14 protein-coding genes and 1 pseudogene are annotated in these 22884 nt (G+C 47.1%); 11 read left to right on the top strand and 4 right to left on the bottom strand.

The genetic code is table 11. From position 1 onward, the window contains the following. Positions 1 to 11: 11 nt before the first annotated feature. The 3 genes and pseudogenes from ACTHSN_RS07120 to clpP all read left to right on the top strand — a co-directional run. Positions 12 to 1652: pseudogene (locus ACTHSN_RS07120) on the top strand (DNA translocase FtsK); the annotation flags it as partial. Positions 1653 to 1844: 192 nt separating this feature from the next. Beyond that, complete coding sequence (gene tig / locus ACTHSN_RS07115) at positions 1845 to 3155, top strand: trigger factor (RefSeq protein WP_070460717.1); 1311 nt, start codon at positions 1845 to 1847, stop codon at positions 3153 to 3155. Between the two features lie 90 nt (positions 3156 to 3245). Further along, a complete protein-coding gene (clpP, locus tag ACTHSN_RS07110) occupies positions 3246 to 3866 on the top strand; it encodes an ATP-dependent Clp endopeptidase proteolytic subunit ClpP (RefSeq protein ID WP_107769375.1) in 621 nt (206 codons plus the stop codon). 63 nt (positions 3867 to 3929) lie between these two features. Here clpP and ACTHSN_RS07105 read toward each other — a convergent pair whose 3' ends face one another. Beyond that, positions 3930 to 5918 carry a site-specific recombinase gene (locus ACTHSN_RS07105; protein WP_107769376.1) on the bottom strand — a complete coding sequence of 663 codons (1989 nt, stop codon included), beginning with the start codon at positions 5916 to 5918 and terminating at the stop codon, positions 3930 to 3932. Positions 5919 to 6147: 229 nt separating this feature from the next. Further along, on the bottom strand, positions 6148 to 8721 hold the full coding sequence (clpB, locus tag ACTHSN_RS07100) for an ATP-dependent chaperone ClpB (protein ID WP_107769377.1): 2574 nt from the start codon (positions 8719 to 8721) through the stop codon (positions 6148 to 6150). Positions 8722 to 8980: 259 nt separating this feature from the next. On the opposite strand from clpB, the gene trpS reads away from it, so the two are divergent. From trpS to tpx, 3 genes are all read left to right on the top strand, one after another. Beyond that, positions 8981 to 9991, top strand: coding sequence for a tryptophan--tRNA ligase (gene trpS, locus ACTHSN_RS07095; protein ID WP_440365224.1), 1011 nt, complete (start codon positions 8981 to 8983; stop codon positions 9989 to 9991). A gap of 80 nt (positions 9992 to 10071) precedes the next feature. After that, positions 10072 to 10611, top strand: coding sequence for a hypothetical protein (locus ACTHSN_RS07090; protein ID WP_070615945.1), 540 nt, complete (start codon positions 10072 to 10074; stop codon positions 10609 to 10611). A 42-nt stretch (positions 10612 to 10653) separates the two neighbouring features. Continuing rightward, a complete protein-coding gene (gene tpx / locus ACTHSN_RS07085; RefSeq protein WP_070647111.1) occupies positions 10654 to 11148 on the top strand; it encodes a thiol peroxidase in 495 nt (164 codons plus the stop codon). A 103-nt stretch (positions 11149 to 11251) separates the two neighbouring features. On the opposite strand, the gene ftsH is transcribed toward tpx, so the two are convergent. Both ftsH and ACTHSN_RS07075 read right to left on the bottom strand, forming a co-directional pair. Then, a complete protein-coding gene (ftsH, locus tag ACTHSN_RS07080; protein WP_070647110.1) occupies positions 11252 to 13213 on the bottom strand; it encodes an ATP-dependent zinc metalloprotease FtsH in 1962 nt (653 codons plus the stop codon). 70 nt (positions 13214 to 13283) lie between these two features. Then, a complete protein-coding gene (locus ACTHSN_RS07075; RefSeq protein ID WP_070460733.1) occupies positions 13284 to 13904 on the bottom strand; it encodes an RlmE family RNA methyltransferase in 621 nt (206 codons plus the stop codon). A 111-nt stretch (positions 13905 to 14015) separates the two neighbouring features. Here ACTHSN_RS07075 and yhbY point away from each other — a divergent pair, with 111 nt between their 5' ends. From yhbY to lpdA, 5 genes are all read left to right on the top strand, one after another. Continuing rightward, positions 14016 to 14303, top strand: a complete 288-nt coding sequence (gene yhbY, locus ACTHSN_RS07070) for a ribosome assembly RNA-binding protein YhbY (protein ID WP_285070130.1) — start codon at positions 14016 to 14018, stop codon at positions 14301 to 14303. A 225-nt stretch (positions 14304 to 14528) separates the two neighbouring features. Then, on the top strand, positions 14529 to 15959 hold the full coding sequence (locus ACTHSN_RS07065; RefSeq protein WP_440365223.1) for a tetratricopeptide repeat protein: 1431 nt from the start codon (positions 14529 to 14531) through the stop codon (positions 15957 to 15959). A gap of 593 nt (positions 15960 to 16552) precedes the next feature. Continuing rightward, positions 16553 to 19216 (top strand): pyruvate dehydrogenase (acetyl-transferring), homodimeric type, encoded by a 2664-nt coding sequence (gene aceE, locus ACTHSN_RS07060; RefSeq protein ID WP_107867399.1) that lies wholly within the window; start codon positions 16553 to 16555, stop codon positions 19214 to 19216. Between the two features lie 145 nt (positions 19217 to 19361). Beyond that, positions 19362 to 20987, top strand: a complete 1626-nt coding sequence (gene aceF / locus ACTHSN_RS07055) for a dihydrolipoyllysine-residue acetyltransferase (RefSeq protein WP_440365222.1) — start codon at positions 19362 to 19364, stop codon at positions 20985 to 20987. Between the two features lie 77 nt (positions 20988 to 21064). Further along, positions 21065 to 22849: a dihydrolipoyl dehydrogenase gene (lpdA, locus tag ACTHSN_RS07050; protein ID WP_070647100.1), complete on the top strand. Its 1785-nt coding sequence runs from the start codon at positions 21065 to 21067 to the stop codon at positions 22847 to 22849. Positions 22850 to 22884 lie beyond the last annotated feature (35 nt).

Raw genomic sequence — 22884 nt, 5'->3', positions numbered from 1 at the left:
CCGAAGCTTTGGAAACCCAAAATACGCGCCGCATGGTTAAAGAGGCCAAAACCATTACCGCCACTCCGGTTGCTCCGTTGGCAGGCAGCAGCAGCAACCGTAAAACCGTCGCCGTATCCGTTGCGCCGCCCCCTAAAATCCAAACTTCCCTGTTTGACGATACTGAACCTAAAAACAACGGCGAATACCACAAACCCAACATGAATCTGTTGCGTATGCCGTCTGAAGAACCGGTTGCCGTCAATCCGGATGAATTGCAACAAACCGCAGAATTAATCGAAGCCAAGCTGGCTGAATTCGGCATCGGCGTACAGGTTGTTTCCGCTACTTCCGGCCCTGTGATTACCCGCTACGAAATCGAACCGGCACAAGGTGTCAAAGGCAGTCAAATTGTCGCCCTGTCCAAAGATTTGGCGCGCTCGATGTCTCTGCAAGCGGTACGCATCGTAGAAACCATTGCCGGTAAAAACACCATGGGCATTGAATTGCCCAACGAGAAACGCCAAGATGTCATGTTGAGCGAAATCCTCTCTTCATCCGTGTTTACCGACGCCAAGTCCAAACTGACCGTTGCCTTGGGTAAAGATATTGCAGGTACCCCCGTTGTCGGCGACTTGGCAAAAATGCCGCATCTTTTAGTCGCAGGTATGACCGGATCGGGTAAATCTGTCGGCGTGAACGGCATGATTATGTCCATGCTCTTCAAAGCCACGCCCGACGAAGTCCGCTTCATTATGATTGACCCGAAAATGCTGGAATTAAGCATTTACGACGGCATTCCGCATCTGCTCTGCCCGGTTGTGACCGATATGCGTGAGGCAGGCCAAGCATTGAACTGGTGTGTTGCCGAAATGGAAAAACGCTATCGCCTGCTTTCCCATGCCGGCGTGCGTAATTTGGACGGTTTCAACCAAAAAGTCGAACAAGCCAAAGCAGCAGGCAAACCATTGCTCAACCCGTTCAGCTTAAATCCTGACGATCCTGAGCCTCTGGAAAAACTGCCGTTGATTGTGGTCGTTATCGACGAGTTGGCTGACTTAATGATGACCGAACGCAAATCCGTTGAGCAGCAAATCGCACGTCTTGCCCAAAAAGCGCGTGCGGCAGGTATTCACATGATTGTCGCCACTCAACGCCCAAGCGTTGATGTGGTTACCGGCCTGATTAAAGCCAACATTCCGACACGTATGGCCTTTACCGTACAAAGCAAAATCGACAGCCGCACTATTCTTGACCAAATGGGTGCAGACGAATTGCTCAAATACGGCGACTCGTTATTCCTGCAACCGGGCAGCGCAGAACCGACACGCCTGCAAGGTGCATTTGTTTCCGATGATGAAGTACATCAAGTTGTCAATTTCGTCAAAGAACAGGCTCCAACCAATTATGTGGAAGGTCTGCTCAGTGGCGAAGCGGCCATCGAGACCACCAATATTGTCAATCCGAACGCAAACAGCGATGAGTTATTTGATCAAGCCGTTGCCTTCGTATTGGAGAGCCGCAAGACTTCCATTTCCGCCCTGCAACGCCAATTGCGCATCGGCTACAACCGTGCCGCCAATTTGATAGATGCGCTTGAAAATGCCGGTGTTCTTTCTCCGGCAGACATCAACGGCAGCCGACGGATTCTGGCACAAAAAGACCAGCTGTAAAAAACAACAATATCAAAACACAAAGGCCGTCTGAAAAGAATTTCCCACTTTTCAGACGGCCTTTTTATGTTATTCGTGAAACATTGTGTTATACTAAGCAGCTAAATTTTGACCTTATGCACGCTTCCGAAATTCTTCGGAATACTGAGCAGAAGGATAACCGTTTAAACACAACGAATTTAAGGGCTTACGATGAGCGTAACTGTTGAAACTTTAGAAAATCTGGAACGCAAAGTAGTATTGTCTCTGCCTTGGTCCAAAATCAACGCAGAAACTGAGAAAAAACTGAAACAAACCCAACGCCGTGCAAAAGTTGACGGCTTCCGTCCGGGTAAAGCACCGTTCAAAATGATTGCCCAAATGTACGGCGCAAGCGCACAAAACGACGTTATCAACGAATTGGTACAACGCGAATTCTACGAAGTTGCCGTTGCTCAAGAATTGAAAGTTGCCGGTTACCCACGCTTTGAAGGCGTTGAAGAACAAGACGATCAAGAGTCTTTCAAAGTTGCCGCTATTTTTGAAGTTTTCCCTGAAGTAACTATTGGCGACCTGTCTGCCCAAGAAGTAGAAAAAGTTACTGCGACTGTTGGCGATGCCGAAATTGACCAAACTGTAGAAATCCTGCGTAAACAACGCACCCGCTTCAACCATGTTGACCGCGAAGCCCAAAACGGCGACCGCGTCATCATCGACTTTGAAGGCAAAATCGACGGCGAACCTTTCGCTGGCGGCGCGTCTAAAAACTACGCTTTCGTATTGGGCGCAGGCCAAATGCTGCCTGAATTCGAGGCCGGTGTTGTCGGCATGAAAGCCGGTGAAAGCAAAGATGTTACCGTAAACTTCCCTGAAGACTACCACGGTAAAGATGTTGCCGGTAAATCTGCCGTATTCACCATCACTCTGAACAACGTTTCTGAAGCCACTTTGCCTGAAGTTGATGCTGACTTTGCTAAAGCTTTGGGTATTGAAGACGGCGACGTTGCCAAAATGCGCGAAGAAGTGAAGAAAAACGTTGGCCGCGAAGTTGAGCGCCGCATCGGTGAACAAACCAAAGAATCTGTAATGAATGCCCTGCTCAAAGCAGCCGATTTGCAAGTTCCTGTTGCTTTGGTCAACGAAGAAGCCGCCCGCTTGGCAAACGAAATGAAACAAAACTTCGTTAACCAAGGTATGGCTGACGCTGCAAACTTGGATCTGCCTTTGGATATGTTCAAAGAACAAGCAGAACGCCGCGTTTCTTTGGGTCTGATTTTGGCTAAATTGGTTGAAGAAAACAAACTTGAGCCAACTGAAGACCAAATCAAAGCCGTTGTTGCCAACTTCGCAGAAAGCTACGAAGATCCTCAAGAAGTTATCGACTGGTACTACGCAGAGCCTTCCCGCCTGCAAGGCCCGACTTCTTTGGCAGTAGAAAGCAACGTTGTTGATTTCGTTCTGAGCAAAGCTAAAGTAACCGAAAAAGCGCTGTCTTTTGACGAAGTAATGGGCGCACAAGCTTAATTGCTCCAAGGCCGTCTGAAATAGACAATCAAAAGCACCGAAGCGCTTTAAATGGCTTTGGTGCTTTTCCATCATTAACAGGAGACAAAAATGTCCTTCGATTTCAATAACTACCTTGTCCCTACCGTTATCGAACAAAGCGGTCGCGGCGAGCGCGCATTCGACATCTACTCACGCCTTTTGAAAGAGCGCATCGTTTTCTTGGTCGGCCCGGTGACAGATGAATCTGCCAATCTGGTTGTTGCGCAATTGCTGTTCTTGGAAAGCGAAAACCCAGATAAAGATATCTTCTTCTATATCAACTCTCCGGGCGGTTCAGTTACTGCCGGTATGTCGATTTACGACACCATGAACTTCATCAAGCCTCATGTTTCTACCTTATGCTTGGGCCAAGCGGCAAGCATGGGCGCATTCCTGTTGTCCGCAGGCGAAAAAGGCAAACGCTTTGCCCTGCCAAACAGCCGCATCATGATTCACCAACCGCTCATCAACGGCGGCTTGGCCGGTCAGGCTTCCGATATTGAAATTCATGCTAAAGAGCTGCTGAAAATCAAAGAGAAACTGAACCGCTTACTCGCCAAACATTGTGATCGCGATTTAGCCGACTTGGAACGCGATACCGACCGCGACAATTATATGTCTGCCGATGAAGCTAAAGAATATGGTTTGATTGACCAAGTTTTGGAAAACCGCTCCTCTCTGCAAGCCTAATCTTTATCGGTTTAAATCAAAGGCCGTCTGAAAAGTATATATTCAGACGGCCTTTCTTCAATCTTACTTCGTGTTGTCTTTGTTATTCACTTGAACCGGATACAGTAAAATCAAAGGATTGGCTTTAACTTGACTCCAGAAGCTTTTCAGCAGATTACGCATACTGCCCAAACGCGTGCCGCGAGAACGGAGTGCAACGGCCAAAGCTAAAGAAAAGCTGACCACCAGATTCACCATGCCGATTGCCAATACACTTGCCAAGCCAAGCATAAAAGTGAATATATCTGCATGACCGCTAATCGCGGCATAACCCAAATTTGCCGAAGAGAACGCCACATGGCGAATATCCAGCGGCAAGCCGAAAAGATGGCCGAAATAGCCGGTCATCCCCAAAAGCATACCAAAAATAAAATTGCCCATAAGCGAGCCGTAATGCTTATGAATATAAGCGGCCAGACGGCGGCGTGGCTGCGGACGCATGATTTTTCGTAAAAACGGATTAAACGGCAGGCGCTGACGCAGGTTCAGATAATCGGAACGGTTGTCAAAGAAGCCGGCAATAATCCCCGAGCAAAACAGCCATACACCGGCAATAGCGGCATACCATAAAGTCGGCTGAGTAAAAATCTCAATAGATTTAAACTGGTAGGCTGTAACTGCCTCATTCAATAAAGGCTGGCCATGCGTGTAGGCATAACCCCAAGCGATCCCCGCCGCCAACAATACGGCAATCGATACATTACCAAATACGGCAACACTTTGCGAACGACACACGTCAATCAGCAGTTTTGCCAATTTGTTGTCCACCGCCTTGCTGCCTTCATTTGAGTCCACCTGCTCGGCAAAGCTCGCCGCCGTCATGGCAGGCTGCTTGGTCGCAACGGTGCAGTGCAGCATATGAGTCAACATAAAGCCTAAGCCGTAGTTAAGTCCGGCAAGGAATGACGTCGTAAACTCGCCGAATCCCAAAGACGCAATATGGATTTTATTCAATGCCATCAGAGCAATAATTACGCCGCCGCCTGCTGCGGAATAAAACATTTTGAAATATTCGCTACGGTTGCGCGTAATGTAATGCTCACCATGATGGCTTTTGTTTTCCGTAATACTGCGTGCCAGCATTCGGATACTGCTTTTACGCAAGTGGCTGGTGCTGTATTGCTCTACCGCCGCGTAAATCATCGCATTCATCAGATTGATGGTTAAGCGGGTACGGCTGCCGGTTTCGATTTGAATATTGGTCAACAGTTTCAGACGGCCTATGGTTTGTTGCAGGCGCTCCAGCAAGTGTGCCACTTTCACTGACGAACCAGACCCTGCTCCTGTACCACGACGACGCAGATACTCAATTTGCTTGTCGCACTGGTCAAACATGACCTCCAAGTGCGCCGTATCATAAGTTTCTTCGCTGTGGCGATAGTGTTCTACCAATTTTGCAATTTCACGTTGTAAGGCGACAAATGCCGAATCCGCCTCCAACAAACGGGGGGCAATCCGTATTAAATCCGGCTCAATCGCTTCGGAAGCAATCCAAATCGACAGCATTTCCACCGCTCGCAAACGGGCATCTGCCAACTGTCGGCTGGCCGTCTGAAGCAAAGCAGGATCCGCTTTGCCCTGCAACAATTCATACATGCTCAACCATTGGCGCAAACTCAGGGTTTGCAACCATTTATCATCGTTTTTCGAATGGAAAAGATACAAAAACACTTCGCGCAGATTGGAAAAATCTTTATAAGACGGGCTGAAACGTTCGTAAATCCGTATGCCCATCTCCCGAGTAAAACTATGGCGCGAGAAAATACCCAGCTTAATCAGCGCAGGATAGATGTGAACTTTGGACAGCCAGGCATAGAAGCGCAGGCTGAATTGACGGCATAAAGCATCGTCTTGTTTTAAAGTAGATAAAATCAAATCGAAACGTTCGGAAGCCTGTTTTTTGCCTCCTCGGCGCAAAAATTTGATTAATGCATTGAGAATAAGAACAAAGTCGGTATCATTTAAGCGTTCCGACAAAATAATGTGAAGATTTTGATTAGTCAGTTTTTGCATTGTAGTATTATTACATAAAATGAGATATTTAGCAAGAACCTTGGCAAACAGGTCGGATTATATCGCATTCTTTGTCAACCTATGGAACAAGATTTTCAATTAATATTCTCTAAAATTCAATGAATAATCAAATTACATAACAAATATATGATGTGAATCAATAACTAAGAAAGGCCGTCTGGATTCTTTCAGACGGCCTTTTACAACAACATACTACATTGTTTTAACCTTATGCAAACAAGAGCTTACCACCCTCTTCTTTAACATGGATTGTGCTATCAGGTGCATATTTACCTTCAAGTAATGCTTTTGCCAGCGTATTTTCGATTTCTGACTGAATGGCGCGTTTGAGCGGACGGGCACCATACACAGGATCAAAACCGGCTTTGGCAATCAGATCCAAGGCAGCATCATCGACTTTCAGATGCAGATGTTGCGCTTCCAAACGTTTTTCCAAACCTTTAAGCTGGATTTTCGCAATGCTGCGGATATTGGCCTGATCCAAACCATGGAACACGACTACTTCGTCAATACGGTTGATCATTTCAGGACGGAAATGTTCTTTCACATCCTCCATCACCACTTCTTTTACCGCTTCGTAGTCCTGAGTACCCATTTGTTGGATATGTTGGCTACCAATATTGGAAGTCATCACGATAACGGTATTTTTGAAGTCCACAGTTCGACCTTGTCCATCGGTCAAGCGGCCGTCATCCAATACTTGCAGCAAGATATTGAACACGTCCGGATGGGCTTTTTCCACTTCATCCAAAAGAATCACGCTGTATGGTTTGCGGCGGACTTGCTCAGTCAGGTAGCCGCCTTCTTCGTAGCCGACGTAGCCGGGAGGCGCACCGATTAAGCGGGCAACAGCATGTTTTTCCATGTATTCGGACATATCGATACGAATCAGATGATCTTCGCTGTCAAACAGGAAGCCTGCCAAAGCTTTGCACAACTCGGTTTTACCCACACCGGTCGGGCCTAGGAACAGGAAGCTGCCGTAAGGTTTGTTTGGATCGGCAAGGCCGGAACGGCTGCGGCGGATGGCGTCGGATACAGCACGCACGGCTTCATCTTGGCCGACCACACGGCGGTGCAATACTTCTTCCATTTTCAACAGCTTGTCGCGTTCGCCTTCCATCATTTTGGACACAGGGATGCCGGTCATGCGCGATACGATTTCGGCCACTTCGTCCGCACCAACTTCGGTACGGAAGAGTTTGTTTTGTTTTTTGCCGTCAGGATTGCTTTCTGCTGCTTGCAACTGCGCGCTCAATTTAGGCAGCTCACCGTATTCCAGCTCGGATGCGCGGGCAAAATCTCCTTGGCGTTTGGCCTGTTCGATTTTGACTTTGATGTCGTCCATCTGTTTCTTGATGTCGGCAGTGCTGGATGACGCAGCTTTTTCGGCTTTCCAAATTTCGTCCAAATCGGCGTATTCTTTTTGCAGGCCGTCGATTTCTTCGTCTATCAATTCCAGACGTTTTTTGCTGGCATCATCGGTTTCTTTGGCAACGTGCATTTTTTCCATTTTGAGCTGGATAATGCGACGGTCAAGTTTATCCATTTGCTCAGGTTTGCTGTCCAGCTCCATTTTGATACGGCTGGCTGCTTCGTCAATCAAATCAATCGCTTTATCAGGCAGGAAGCGGTCGGTAATATAACGGTCGCTCAACTCCGCTGCGGCAACGATAGCAGGGTCGGTAATATCGATACCGTGGTGGATTTCATAACGCTCTTGCAAACCGCGCAGGATAGCGATGGTGTCTTCCACGCTGGGTTCACCAACCAATACTTTTTGGAAGCGGCGTTCGAGTGCCGCATCTTTCTCGATGTACTGACGGTATTCATCCAAAGTAGTCGCACCGATACAGTGCAATTCGCCGCGCGCCAAAGCCGGTTTCAACATATTGCCCGCATCCATTGCGCCGTCGGTTTTGCCTGCACCAACCAAAGTATGGATTTCATCGATGAAAATCAAAGTGTTACCATCGTCTTTAGCTAAGTCGTTCAAAACGCCTTTCAAGCGTTCTTCAAATTCACCACGGTATTTCGCGCCAGCAATCAAAGCCGCCAAGTCCAAAACCAAAAGGCGTTTGTTACGCAGGGATTCAGGCACTTCGCCGTTAACAATACGTTGCGCCAAACCTTCGACGATGGCGGTTTTACCCACACCCGGCTCACCAATCAGCACAGGGTTGTTTTTGGTACGGCGTTGCAATACCTGAATTGCACGGCGGATTTCATCATCACGACCGATAACAGGGTCGAGTTTGCCGTCTCGGGCGCGTTGAGTCAGGTCGAGTGTGTATTTTTTCAAAGCATCGCGTTGGTCTTCGGCATTCGCATCGTTCACGTTTTGTCCTCCTCGTACCGCATCGATCGCGGCATTGATATTTTGTTCGGTTGCACCGGCTTCTTTCAAAATTTTGCCGGTCGCATCATTCTGCTGAACCAAAGCCAGCAGGAAAAGTTCGCTGGCGATATAGGCATCGCCACGTTTGGTCGCAGCCTTGTCCATCAAGTTCAATACAGCTTGCAGTTCACGGCTAGGCATAATATCGCCACCTTGACCGGATACTTTTGGCAAGCTGCTCAAATGTTGCTGCAAAAGTTGTTTTACTTGAGGCACATTCACACCTGCATGAGCCAATAACGCAGCAGCACCACTGTTTTGATCGTCAAACAACGCTTTTAAGATAAAGCCGGCCTCAAGATAGCTGCTGTCCGCAGCCAAAGCCAGACTTTGACCTTCTTGCAGAGCTTGCTGAAATTTGGCAGTCAATTTATCAAATCTCATTTTAAGTTCCTCTTCAAATATATTCTGTTAGAGCCTATATAAGCGCAAATGTGGATAACTCAAGAGCCATTTACCCCATTAATCAACAGTTTTTACTATATTATTGTTTTATAAAGTTTTATTTTTATGATTTTATGTGCATAACTTTTTATTATCCATCTACTCTTTACTCAAAAGGCCGTCTGAAAAATCAAGAATAATCAGGTATAATCGGCACCATATTTATTTTCAGACGGCCTTTGTGCCGAAGGATACTTTCATGAGCAAAAAACGAGTTTTAACAGGCGTTACCACAACAGGTATTCCACACTTAGGCAACTATGTCGGCGCCATCCGCCCGGCCATCCGCGCGGCGCAAGATTCCAATACCGAATCATTCCTCTTTTTGGCCGACTATCACGGCATCATCAAATGTCATGAGCCGGAAATGATTCATCAATCTACTCAAGCTGTTGCCGCCACATGGCTCGCCTGCGGACTCAACCCTGAACAGACCACTTTCTATCGTCAAAGCGATATTCCCGAAGTGATGGAATTGAACTGGATTCTGACCTGTATCACTGCAAAAGGCCTAATGAACCGCGCCCACGCTTATAAAGCCGCAGTACAGGCAAATACCGAAAACGGTCAGGAAGATCCGGATCACGGCGTGGAAATGGGCCTGTACAGCTACCCTATCCTCATGACCGCTGACATCCTTATGTTCAATGCCCATGAAGTACCAGTCGGTCGCGACCAAATCCAACACGTTGAAATGGCACGCGATATTGCCGGTCGCTTTAACCACCGCTTCCAAGAACTCTTCACCCTGCCAGAAGTGAAGATTGATGAAAACGTCGAACTCTTGGTCGGCTTGGACGGACGCAAAATGTCCAAGTCTTACGGCAATACCATTCCGCTTTGGGAAAACGATAAAAAAACCCAAAAATCGGTCAACAAAATCATCACCAATATGAAAGAACCCGGCGAGCCGAAACAGCCTGATGAAAGTCCTCTGTTTGAAATCTACAAAGCCTTCTCCACGCTGTCTGAAACTGCTGAGTTCACGCAAATGCTGGCCGAAGGCCTTGCTTGGGGTGAGGCCAAGAAACTCTTGGGTGCAAAAATCAATGCCGAGCTCGCAGAACCGCACGAGCGTTACAATGAGTTGACAGCCAAACCATCTCAAATTGAAGACATTTTGCAGGCCGGCGCACAAAAAGCGCGTAAAGAAGCACGTGAATTGTTGGATAAAGTACGCGATGCAGTAGGTATTCGTTCGTTGAAATAATAGCAAGGCCGCCTGAAAATTTCAGACGGTCATAATATCATTTATTATTTGAAATATAATCGTTTTCTAGGGTTTCTCATATGAAAAAAACCTTCCCCCTTATCTTACTCAGCCTTTCATTGGCTGCTTGCGGCGGTAAATCTGAAGATACTGCCGCCAATGATGCTGCTTCAGGCAAAGCGCCTAAACCTACCTTCAAAGTTAAATATATTGATGAACAAGCCATAACCGGTTTGGATTTAGGTACAGCTCAAGACGGCGAAACGAAAGAAGGTAAAAAACAACGTACCTATCCGATTAACGGCATAGAAGGTGGCGTCATCAATCTGATTGGTAAGCACCCTACCGACTTAGAAGTCATCAGCGGCCAATGCATGGAAAAAAATGAAAAAGGCGTTTCAGCCGGCTGGTCAGCCAACGGAGTCTGCCACACAGCCTTTGCAAAAATGGTGGACAATATTGCCCAAGACGGCGGCAAACTGACCGACTATCTGATTTCACACGCTGCTTTGCAGCCTTATACCGAAGGCAAAAGCGGTTATGCCGCCGTACAAAACGGCCGCTATATTTTAGAAATTGACAGCGAAGGCATGTTCTATTTCCGTCGCCGTCATTACTAAACTTCTAACCATCCTATTTTCCCCTGACACGAGGACTGAATCATGGCTCAAGTTACTTTCCAAGGCTCACCTATTTCTACAAACGGCAATTTGCCTGCCATCGGCCAAGTTGCACCTGATTTCACATTGGTAGCAGCAGACCTATCTGAGAAATCATTGGCTGACTATGCAGGCAAACGCAAAGTGCTGAATATTTTCCCTAGCATTGACACAGGTGTATGCGCCCAGTCCGTCCGCACTTTCAACAAACGTGCCTCTTCGTTAGAAAATACCGTCGTCTTGTGCATTTCTGCCGATTTACCGTTTGCACAAGCCCGTTTCTGCGGTGCAGAAGGTTTAGAAAATGTAGTGACACTTTCCACATTCCGCAGCAGCTTTTCTAACGATTACGGAGTAACACTGACAGAAAGCCCATTACGCGGCCTGACTGCCCGCGCAGTGGTGGTTTTAAATGATCAAAACCAAGTTCTCCACGCTGAGTTGGTTTCTGAAATTGCGAACGAGCCTGACTACGAAGCAGCTTTAGCTGTTTTGTAATTGACTCAATAAAATCAGGTCGTCTGAAAATTTTCAGACGGCCTTTAGCTTATCTTCAAAATAAAAACGGTAGCTTAAAAGCTACCGTTTTCTGTTTCAAACCTTATACAGATTTATCTGTTTTGTCTGTTTCTACTGACTCAGTATTCTGAACCTCATTTTGCTCAACAGCTTCAGCAGCTTCAGCAATAGGCGCTTCATACTCTTCCACTTTGTCATCGCGGACATTGTGGCTATAATCTTTAGGCGGACTAGGCTGTTTACCGGCCATAATTTCCAAAACTTGGTCTCGATCGATGGTTTCCCAATCCATAAGTGCTTTGCACATGGTTTCCATCTTATCACGATTTTCATCCAAGATTTTGTAAGCCACTTGGTATTGCTCATCCAAAATACGGCGGATTTCCGCATCGATATCTTGTTGGGTTTTCTCGGAAATATTTTGAGAACGGGTTACGCTGCGACCCAAGAATACCTCACCTTCGTTCTCAGCATAAACCATCACACCCATTTTGTCGCTCATACCATAACGCGTTACCATCTCGCGTGCCATTTGAGTTGCACGCTCAAAGTCGTTAGATGCACCGGTAGAAATACGGCCGACAAAAATATCTTCAGCAATACGGCCACCAAACAAGATTGAGAGCTGGCTCAGCATTTGGTCTTTGTACATACTGATGCGGTCACGCTCAGGCAGCTGCCAAGTCAAACCCAATGCACGGCCACGAGGCATAATCGTTACTTTGTGAACCGGATCGGTAAACGGCAGGCTTTCCGCTACGATTGCATGACCGGCCTCATGATAGGCTGTCGCACGTTTTTCATCTTCGTGCATTACCATACTGCGACGCTCCGGACCCATGTAGATTTTGTCTTTAGCATCTTCAAAGTCGCTTTGATCGACTTTAACTTTATTACGACGACCGGCAAACAAAGCTGCTTCATTGACCAAGTTTGCCAAATCCGCACCTGAAAAACCAGGTGTACCGCGTGCTAAAGAAGTCAAATCTACGGATGCATCCAAAGGTACTTTTTTAGCGTGTACTTTCAAGATTTGCTCACGGCCACGGATATCAGGCAATGGAACAACGACTTGACGGTCAAAACGGCCCGGACGCTGCAACGCTGGGTCAAGTACATCAGGACGGTTGGTTGCTGCGATCACAATAACGGTTTGATTGCTTTCAAAACCATCCATTTCAACCAACAATTGGTTTAATGTTTGCTCACGCTCATCATTACCACCGCCCAAACCAGCACCACGCTGACGGCCAACCGCATCAATTTCATCAATAAAGATGATACATGGCGCGTTTTTCTTGGCCTGCTCGAACATATCGCGGACACGGCTCGCACCGACACCGACAAACATTTCTACGAAGTCAGAACCTGAAATGCTGAAGAATGGCACACCGGCCTCACCGGCAATCGCTTTAGCCAGCAATGTTTTACCCGTACCAGGGCTACCGGCCAACAAAATACCGCGAGGTACACGACCACCCAGGCTTTGATAGCGGTTAGGCGATTTCAGGTAATCCACAATTTCTTGTACTTCTTCTTTTGCCTCATCACAACCGGCAACATCGGCAAAAGTAACTTTATTGGAATCTTTGTCCAACAAACGTGCACGGCTCTTACCAAAAGAGAATGCTCCGCCTTTACCGCCACCGCCGCTTTGCATACGCATGAAGTAGAACCATGCACCGATCAACAACAAAACAGGCAGCAGGCTGTAAAACAGACTGGCCAGCATGCTTGGTTTTTCTTCCGGAGTCACTTTGACGCGTACTTTGTTGTCCAACAGTGTTTTAACCAAGTTGTCATCCAAAGGCGCATTGGTATAGAAGGCAGTTTTATCGGTGCGCTCACCTTTAATCAGATAGCCGCTGACAACAGATCCTTCAATATTGACATTGGATACTTCGCCACTATTAACTTGCTGAATAAATTGAGAATATTCGATTTGCTGTTTATCTTCCTGCTTATCGCTGAGTGCATTGAATGCTGCTAAAAGCATAGCACCACCCACTACCCAGACTAATATGTTTTTAATGGTATTCCCCACTGAACAGGCTCCATGGTTACAAAATAAATAAAATCAAGGGAAAGAATTTTAAAGCACCCACCCTACATTGTCAGCGTTTATTTTTACCTAATAGGTAAATCTCACTGGAACGATTGCGGGAAGCATCCGGCTTTCGAGTTTGTACACTGGCAAAAATTTCACGCATAGCCGCCGTATACTCTTGATAACCCGCGCCTTGAAACACCTTCACTAAAAAACTGCCTCCGGTTTTCAAATGTTGGGAGGCAAAATCCAAAGCCAGTTCACACAAATAAAAACTGCGTGCCTGGTCGGTTACGGCATTGCCTGACATATTGGGTGCCATATCACAGATTACAAGGTCTAACGGACGATTATCCAATAAGGCTTCAAACTGCTCCAAAACAGCATCTTCCCTAAAGTCGCCCTGAATAAACGACACACCTTCAATAGCTTCCATCGGCAAAATATCCAAAGCAAACACTGCTCCTGTTTTACCGACCAGCTTGGCCGCCACCTGTGACCAACTTCCCGGCGCACTGCCCAAATCTGCCAAAACCGTACCTGGTTTGATTAATTTATCTTTTTGATTAATTTCCAATAATTTATAAGCTGCTCTGGCACGATATCCGTCCTTTTGTGCCATATGGACATAATGATCGTTGACGTGCTCATGCAGCCATGCTTTTGAAGATTTTGAGCGTACAGCCATCTTGATTTGAAATGCTTAAGTTAAAATCAGCATTGTACGTTATTTCCCCCGTAAATGTTCTAAATCGCGTACAATATAGCCATTATTCTTTTGAATTGGATACTTATTAATATGAGCGACAACAAATTAAGCACCAAAGAAATTTTGGCCTTGAAAGCCCAAGCACATCACCTCCATCCTGTCGTTATGATTGGCCAACAAGGCTTGACCGACTCAGTCATCAAAGAAGCCGATGCCGCATTGACAGCGCACGAATTGATTAAAGTCCGTGTTTTTGGCGATGATCGTGCTGAACGTATTGAAATTTGCAATGCCCTGTGTGAAACACTGGGTGCTCAACTGGTGCAACATATTGGCAAATTACTTGTTTTGTGGCGTAAGAAACCGGACGACGAATAATTTAAACTGAATAAACAGCAGAAGTATTTTCTCAATCCACTTTAATCATATCCTTCTGTTGTATTTATGCAGTACGAAATGATTTATTCCATTATTCTAAGTATAAAAATACAAATACGGTTGTCTGTTTTTGTAAATAACCTCAAAATTACAAAATCATAACGGCCGCACTCTGTCGGCCGATTATTTTATTCTTAATCCTTCGCAAAATATAAAAGCAAACCGATGAATGCTCAACAATATGAAGAATCTTTTCTTCTAGCAGAAAAATTAATCACTCAAGACCCTCCTGACTTTGCACGAGCCATCCCATTGCTCTGCGAGGCAGCAGAAGCCGGGCATATTGAGGCCGCATTTCAGCTAGCAGGATGCCTGATCGAACACCACGAAAATGCGCAAGATTTAGCAATTGCAGTTGAATATTTAAAGCAAGCTGCAAGAGCTGGTCATCCATATGCCCGCTATAATCTTCTCCAGTTACAAGAAAATAATGGAATAGAAATAGAAAAGCTCATTGCAGCCTATCAAGAGCTTGCTGAAGAAGGATTAGCCCCAGCACAACTACGCCTCATGCGTTTATATGCAGACAATGGCAATGACCAAGAAGCAGTCAAATGGGCATTGAAAGCTGCCGAACAGCAAAATCCTCAGGCGCAATACTTCTTAGCCCAACATTACCAATATTCCAGCTCTTCTGATTTGGAATATTCCCATAAACTTTATCAGCAATCCGCTGCACAGGGATTTATTGCAGCACACTGGCAACTCGGTCTCCAATACAAATTGGGGCAAGGTGTCGCACAAAATCCTGAAAAAGCAATCGAACATTTACGTATTGCCGCCGATTACGACATTGTTCCAGCTCAAACTTCTCTTGCAGAACTCTTAGCCGCATCAAATCCTGCTGAAGCATTGGAATGGTTTGAAAAATCTGCCGCACAAGGTGACAGCAATGCGAATGTAGCACTTGCCGAAATCTATCTGCTAGGCAAAAACACCGAACGAGACCCTCAGAAGGCCTATCAGCACGCTAAATTTGCTGCGGATCAAAATGATCCGGAAGGTTTGCGCCTTTTAGGTGATATCCATCGCTACGGATTGGGACGATCAGTTGATGCAGACACCGCCCGTCAATATTATCAACGCTCGGCCGATTTAGGTAATCTTGTCGCTTACCAAAAACTTCTGTCTGACAGCGCGTTGAATAACCAGCAAAACTATGAACTGACGAAAGAAATTGCCCTCCAACGTCAGGAAGCCGAGCGTCTGTACAAGCTGGCATTTGCAGCACACTATGGCTTAAAACGCAAACAGAATTACACTGAAGCACTGGAGTTATACCATCAGTCCGCAGAACGTGGACACAGTAAATCCCAAACCAATCTTGGCATGATGTATTACTGCGGACAAGGCGTACCTGTCGACTACGCCCAAGCTGCAAAATGGTTTGAAGCAGCGGCCAAACAAAGAGACACGATGGCTCAATATAATCTTGCCTGCCTGTATTATCACGGCATGGGTGTAAAAAAAGACATCAACAATGCTTGCTTCTGGTTGCAAGAAGCCATCCAACATGGACATGAACAGCAAGACGTTCTCAAAGAGCTTCTGACTCAATGGAAGCAATTCTCTCAAAAAGGCTCTACTGATAATTAGAGGCCGTCTGAAATTCTAACTTCCTACATAAATGACATGTCAGCGCTAAAGTAGCCTGTACATGTCATTTTTTTCATTTACCCTTCCTCAACAATCGCCATCTTCAAATCCCATTTCTCCTTAATCTCTTTAGAGTCTTCAGACGGCCTATTCTCTTTGTAAAAAACCAGATAATCTTAAATTTAATTTTCTATTTACAACAAAATTTGAAAAATATTTTTCGTATTCGAATAAACTTTCTCAAATATCTGATGCTTTTTTACTGTATCCACTCAATATCTCGATTTAAAAACAAGCTACATAACTCTTTTAAAAAATCTTAATTTCAACCTCTAAATCCTATCAATATCTACAGCACAATTTGCCAGTTTGCCCAATTACTGATAGCATTTGCAGGTTAGCTGGTTTGTAAAAAGTTCAATTCTTTCTGATTTTTTATCAACGGTTATAACGTATTGATAATATTTCAGTAATTAAAACTTTTTTCGAATTTAACTCTAGGAATTTTCGTTTTAAACTCACATCTGTTCGCAAACGAAAATATCGGAGTAATACTCCGTCATTGAAAAACACTCAACACAAGGATAGATATTATGTCCACCCAATTACACGATGTTGACCCAATTGAAACCAAAGAATGGTTAGACGCGTTAAGCTCTGTTTTAGAATATGAAGGTAGCGAACGCGCCCAATACCTGCTGGAAAGTTTGGTCAAATACAGCCGTGACAAAGGCATCCGTATGCCTCACGGCACCACTACTCCATATTTGAACACCGTTTCCGTAGAAGACGAAAAAGGCATCCCCGGCGACCAAAACATCGAACACCGCATCCGTGCATTCGTTCGTTGGAACGCTGCCGCTATCGTTTTGCGCGCGGGTAAAAAAGATTTGGAATTGGGTGGACACATTGCATCTTTCCAATCAGCCGCCACTATGTACGAAGTCGGCTTCAACCACTTCTGGAAAGCTAAAGGCGAAGGTGAAGAAGGCGATTTGGTATTCTTCCAAGGCCACGTAGCCCCTGGTATCTACGCACGTGCGTTCGTTGAAGGCCGTCTGACTGAAGACCAGCTGAACAACTTCCGTCAAGAAGTTGACGGTAAAGGCCTGCCTTCTTACCCTCACCCTCACCTGTTGCCTGACTTCTGGCAATTCCCAACCGTATCTATGGGTCTGGGCCCATTGATGGCGATTTACCAAGCACGCTTCCTGAAATACTTGGAATCTCGCGGCCTGGCTAAAACCAAAGGCCGTAAAGTATGGGTATTCTGTGGCGACGGCGAAATGGATGAACCTGAAAGCCAAGGTGCTATTGCTCTGGCTTCACGCGAAGGCTTGGATAACTTGGTATTCGTCATCAACTGTAACCTGCAACGTTTGGACGGCCCAGTACGCGGTAACGGCAAAATCATTCAAGAGCTGGAAGGCAACTTTGCCGGTGCCGGCTGGAATGTTGTGAAAGTCATCTGGGGTCGTCGTTGGGACCGCCTCTTGGCAAAAGACAAAGATGGCATCCTGCGTAAACGTATGGAAGAGTGCTTGGACGGTGACTACCAAACTTACAAATCCAAAGACGGCGCATACGTCCGTGAACACTTCTTCAATACGCCTGAACTGAAAGCATTGGTCGCCGATATGACTGATGACGAAATTTGGGCATTGAACCGCGGTGGTCATGACCCTCAAAAAGTCTACAACGCTTACGACCGCGCTGCGAACCACGCCAACGGCAAACCTACTGTAATCTTGGCAAAAACCATTAAAGGTTACGGTATGGGTGCATCCGGCGAAGGTCAAAACGTTGCCCACCAAGCCAAAAAAATGGACAAAGCGTCTCTGAAACAATTCCGTGACCGCTTTGACATTCCTGTAACTGACGAGCAAATCGACAGTGGCGACCTGCCTTACCTGACTTTTGCTCCTGACAGCGAAGAATACAAATACCTGCACGCACGCCGTGAATCTTTGGGTGGCTACCTGCCTCAACGCAACCCAACCCAAGATGTTCTGGAAGTGCCTGAACTGTCAGCATTTGATGCCCAACTGAAATCCAGCGGTGACCGTGAATTCTCCACCACCATGGCTTTCGTACGCATCCTGTCTACCCTGTTGAAAGACAAAAAAATCGGCAAACGCGTTGTACCTATCGTTCCTGACGAAAGCCGTACTTTCGGTATGGAAGGTATGTTCCGCCAATACGGTATTTGGAACCCTAAAGGCCAACAATATACCCCTCAAGATAAAGACCAACTGATGTTCTACAAAGAATCTGTTGACGGTCAAATCTTGCAAGAAGGTATTAATGAGCCAGGCGCAATGGCTGACTGGATCGCGGCTGCAACCAGCTACGCCAACAGCAACTTTGCGATGATTCCTTTCTATATCTACTACTCTATGTTCGGTTTCCAACGCATCGGCGACTTGGCATGGGCTGCCGGCGATATGCATGCACGCGGCTTCCTGTTGGGTGGTACTGCCGGCCGTACAACGCTGAACGGTGAAGGTCTGCAACACGAAGACGGCCACAGCCATATTCAAGCAGATTTGATTCCAAACTGCGTTTCTTACGACCCGACATTCCAATACGAAGTAGCCGTTATCGTTCAAGACGGTCTGCGCCGTATGTATGCCAACAATGAGGATGTGTTCTACTACATCACCCTGATGAACGAGAACTACGCTCACCCGGATATGCCTGAAGGCGCAGAAGAAAACATCCTGAAAGGTATGTATCTGCTGAAAGCCGGCGGCAAAGGCGACAAGAAAGTTCAATTGATGGGTTCCGGTACCATCCTGCAAGAAGTCATTGCCGGTGCTGAATTGTTGAAAGCCGACTTCGGCGTAGAAGCAGACATCTGGTCTTGCCCATCTTTCAACCTGTTGCATCGCGACGCTATCGAAGCAGAACGTTTCAACCGCCTGAATCCTTTGGAAACTGCAAAAGTACCGTTTGTTACTTCTCAACTGCAAGGTCATGACGGCCCAGTGATTGCCGCTACCGACTATATCCGCAGCTATGCTGACCGCATCCGCGCCTACATCCCTAACGACTACCACGTCTTGGGTACTGACGGCTTCGGTCGTTCCGACAGCCGTGCCAACCTGCGCAGCTTCTTCGAAGTTGACCGCTACAACGTTGCCGTTGCTGCATTGAGCGCATTGGCCGAACAAGGCAAAGTCAGCAAAGAAACCGTTCAACAAGCTATTGAAAAATATGGTATCAAAGCCGATTCAGCTCCTAGCTGGAAACGCTAATTGATGTTTCAGACGGCCTGTTTGCTTCATTCATACATCAGGCCGTCTGAAAACCAAATGCTTGAATGGTTTGAACAAACTGTACCGATGCCGTGTGAAACAGTTTTTCAGACGGCATCAAACTGAAAATATTAAAGGAACTCAAATGAGTATCGTAGAAATCAAAGTCCCTGATATCGGCGGTCATGAAAACGTCGACATCATCGCCGTAGAAGTTAAAGTAGGCGACACTATTGCCGTTGACGACACCCTGATTACATTGGAAACCGACAAAGCCACTATGGACGTACCTGCTGATGCAGCCGGTGTCGTGAAAGAAGTTAAAGTTAAAGTTGGCGATAAAATCTCTGAAGGCGGCGTTATTCTGACCGTTGAAACCGGTGCTGCCGCTGCTGATGCCGCTCCTGCTCCTGCAGCAGAAGCTCCTGCTACTCCTGCTACTCCAGCTGCTGCGCCCGCAGCTGCTCCTGCCGGAGGCGCTACCGTACAAGTTGTTGTACCTGATATCGGCGGCCACTCTGACGTAGACGTTATTGCCGTTGAAATTAAAGTTGGCGATACTGTTGCCGTTGACGACACCCTGATTACTTTGGAAACCGACAAAGCTACTATGGACGTACCATGTACTGAAGCCGGTGTGGTTAAAGCCGTATTTGTAAAAGTTGGCGACAAAGTATCTGAAGGTTCTGCCATTATCGAAGTAGAAACCGCCGGTTCAGCCGCAGCTGCTCCTGCTCCTGCCGCTCAAGCTGCCGCACCTGCACCAGCCGCTGCTTCAGCCCCTGCTGCCGCTCCAGCACCAGCCGCTGCGCCTGCTCCGGCTGCACCTGCAGCTGCCAAAATCGACGAAGCTGCATTTGCCAAAGCCCATGCAGGTCCTTCTGCACGTAAACTGGCGCGCGAATTGGGCGTAGATTTGGGCCAAGTAAAAGGTACCGGTCTGAAAGGCCGTATCATGGGCGAAGACGTTAAAGCCTTCGTTAAATCCGTTATGCAAAGCGGTGCAGGCAAACCTGCTGCTGCCTCTTTGGGCGGTGGTCTGGACTTGTTGCCATGGCCTAAAGTTGACTTCTCAAAATTCGGCAGCGTCGAAGTTAAAGAACTGTCTCGCATTAAGAAAATCTCCGGTCAAAACCTGTCTCGCAACTGGGTTGTGATTCCTCACGTTACCGTACACGAAGAAGCGGACATGACCGAATTGGAAGAATTCCGCAAACAACTGAACAAAGAATGGGAACGCGAAGGCGTGAAACTGTCTCCATTGGCCTTCATCATTAAAGCCTCTGTTGCTGCGCTGAAAGCCTTCCCTGAATTCAACGCCTCTCTGGATGGCGACAACCTGGTGCTGAAAAACTACTTCAACATCGGTTTTGCAGCCGACACGCCAAACGGCTTGGTTGTTCCAGTCATCAAAGATGTGGATCAAAAAGGCTTGAAACAAATCAGCCAAGAGCTGACTGAATTGTCTAAAAAAGCCCGCGAAGGCAAGCTCAAACCACAAGAAATGCAAGGCGCATGCTTTACTATTTCCAGCTTGGGCGGTATCGGCGGCACAGGCTTCACACCGATCGTGAATGCTCCTGAAGTTGCTATCTTGGGCGTGTGCAAATCCCAAATCAAACCGGTTTGGAACGGCAAAGAATTCGCTCCTCGCCTGATGTGCCCATTGAGCCTGTCCTTCGACCACCGCGTCATCGACGGTGCCGCCGGTATGCGCTTTACCGTATTCCTGGCTAACCTGTTGAAAGACTTCCGCCGCATTACCCTGTAATCCGAGCATTTTCAGACGGCCTGTATAGAAAGGCCGTCTGAAAAAAGAAGTCCGAACATCATTCAGAAAGATTAGACATGAGCTTAGTTGAATTGAAAGTGCCCGACATTGGCGGTCACGAAAATGTAGATATTATTGCGGTTGAAGTAAATGTGGGCGATACCATTGCTGTGGACGATACCCTGATTACTTTGGAAACCGATAAAGCGACTATGGACGTACCTGCCGAAGTTGCAGGCGTAGTCAAAGAAGTTAAAGTTAAAGTGGGCGACAAAATCTCTGAAGGCGGTTTGATTGTTGTCGTTGAGGCCGAAGGTGCAGCTGCTGCTCCTAAAGCCGAAGCACCAGCTGCTCCTGCACAAGAAGCCCCTAAAGCAGCCGCTCCTGCTCCTCAAGCTGCTCAATTCGGCGGTTCTGCCGATGCCGAATACGACGTAGTCGTATTGGGTGGCGGCCCTGGCGGTTATTCTGCTGCATTTGCTGCTGCTGACGAAGGCTTGAAAGTTGCCATCGTTGAACGTTACAAAACTTTGGGCGGCGTTTGCTTGAACGTCGGCTGTATCCCTTCCAAAGCCCTGTTGCACAACGCTGCAGTTATCGATGAAGTACGTCACTTGGCTGCCAACGGTATCAAATACCCTGAGCCTGAACTCGATATCGACATGCTGCGCGGCTACAAAGACGGCGTTGTTTCCCGCCTGACTACCGGTTTGGCAGGCATGGCTAAAGGCCGTAAAGTAGACATTATCCAAGGTGATGGCCAATTCTTGGACCCACACCACTTGGAAGTTTCTCTGACGACCAGCGAAGTGTACGAACAAGCTACGCCTACCGGTGAGAAAAAAATCGTTGCCTTCAAAAACTGTATCATCGCAGCAGGCAGCCGCGTAACCAAACTGCCTTTCATCCCTGAAGATCCGCGCATCATCGACTCCAGCGGTGCTTTGGCTCTGAAAGAAGTGCCGGGCAAACTACTGATTATCGGCGGTGGCATCATCGGTCTCGAAATGGGTACGGTTTACAGCACTCTGGGTTCTCGCCTGGATGTTGTTGAAATGATGGACGGCCTGATGCAAGGCGCAGACCGCGACTTGGTTAAAGTATGGCAAAAACAAAACGAATACCGTTTTGACAACATCATGATTAACACCAAAACTGTTGCTGTCGAGCCTAAAGAAGACGGCGTTTACGTTACCTTCGAAGGTGCAAATGCGCCTAAAGAGCCACAACGTTACGATGCCGTACTCGTAGCTGCCGGTCGTGCGCCTAACGGCAAACTGATCAGCGCTGAGAAAGCCGGTGTTGCTGTGACTGACCGCGGCTTCATCGAAGTTGACAAACAAATGCGTACAAACGTGCCGCACATCTACGCCATCGGCGATATCGTCGGTCAACCGATGTTGGCACACAAAGCCGTTCACGAAGGCCACGTTGCCGCTGAAAACTGCGCCGGCCACAAAGCCTACTTCGACGCACGCGTTATTCCGGGCGTTGCCTACACTTCTCCTGAGGTGGCATGGGTTGGCGAAACCGAGTTGTCTGCCAAAACCTCCGGCCGCAAAATCACCAAAGCCAACTTCCCATGGGCTGCTTCCGGCCGTGCGATTGCCAACGGTTGCGACAATGGTTTCACTAAGCTGATTTTTGATGCTGAAACCGGCCGCATCATCGGTGGCGGTATCGTTGGCCCTAACGGCGGCGATATGATCGGCGAAGTCTGCTTGGCCATCGAAATGGGCTGTGATGCAGCCGATATCGGTAAAACCATCCACCCACACCCAACCCTGGGCGAATCCATCGGTATGGCTGCGGAAGTGGCATTGGGCGTATGTACCGACCTGCCTGCTCAGAAAAAGAAATAAGTTCACTCAAATAAAATTTGAACGAACTTGATGGA

This window comes from Neisseria sp. P0009.S010 (genome assembly GCF_051958545.1).
Lineage (GTDB): Bacteria > Pseudomonadota > Gammaproteobacteria > Burkholderiales > Neisseriaceae > Neisseria > Neisseria subflava_A.
The sequence above is the reverse complement of the archived record's forward strand: the minus strand, read 5'-3'. Positions and strand labels throughout refer to the sequence as shown.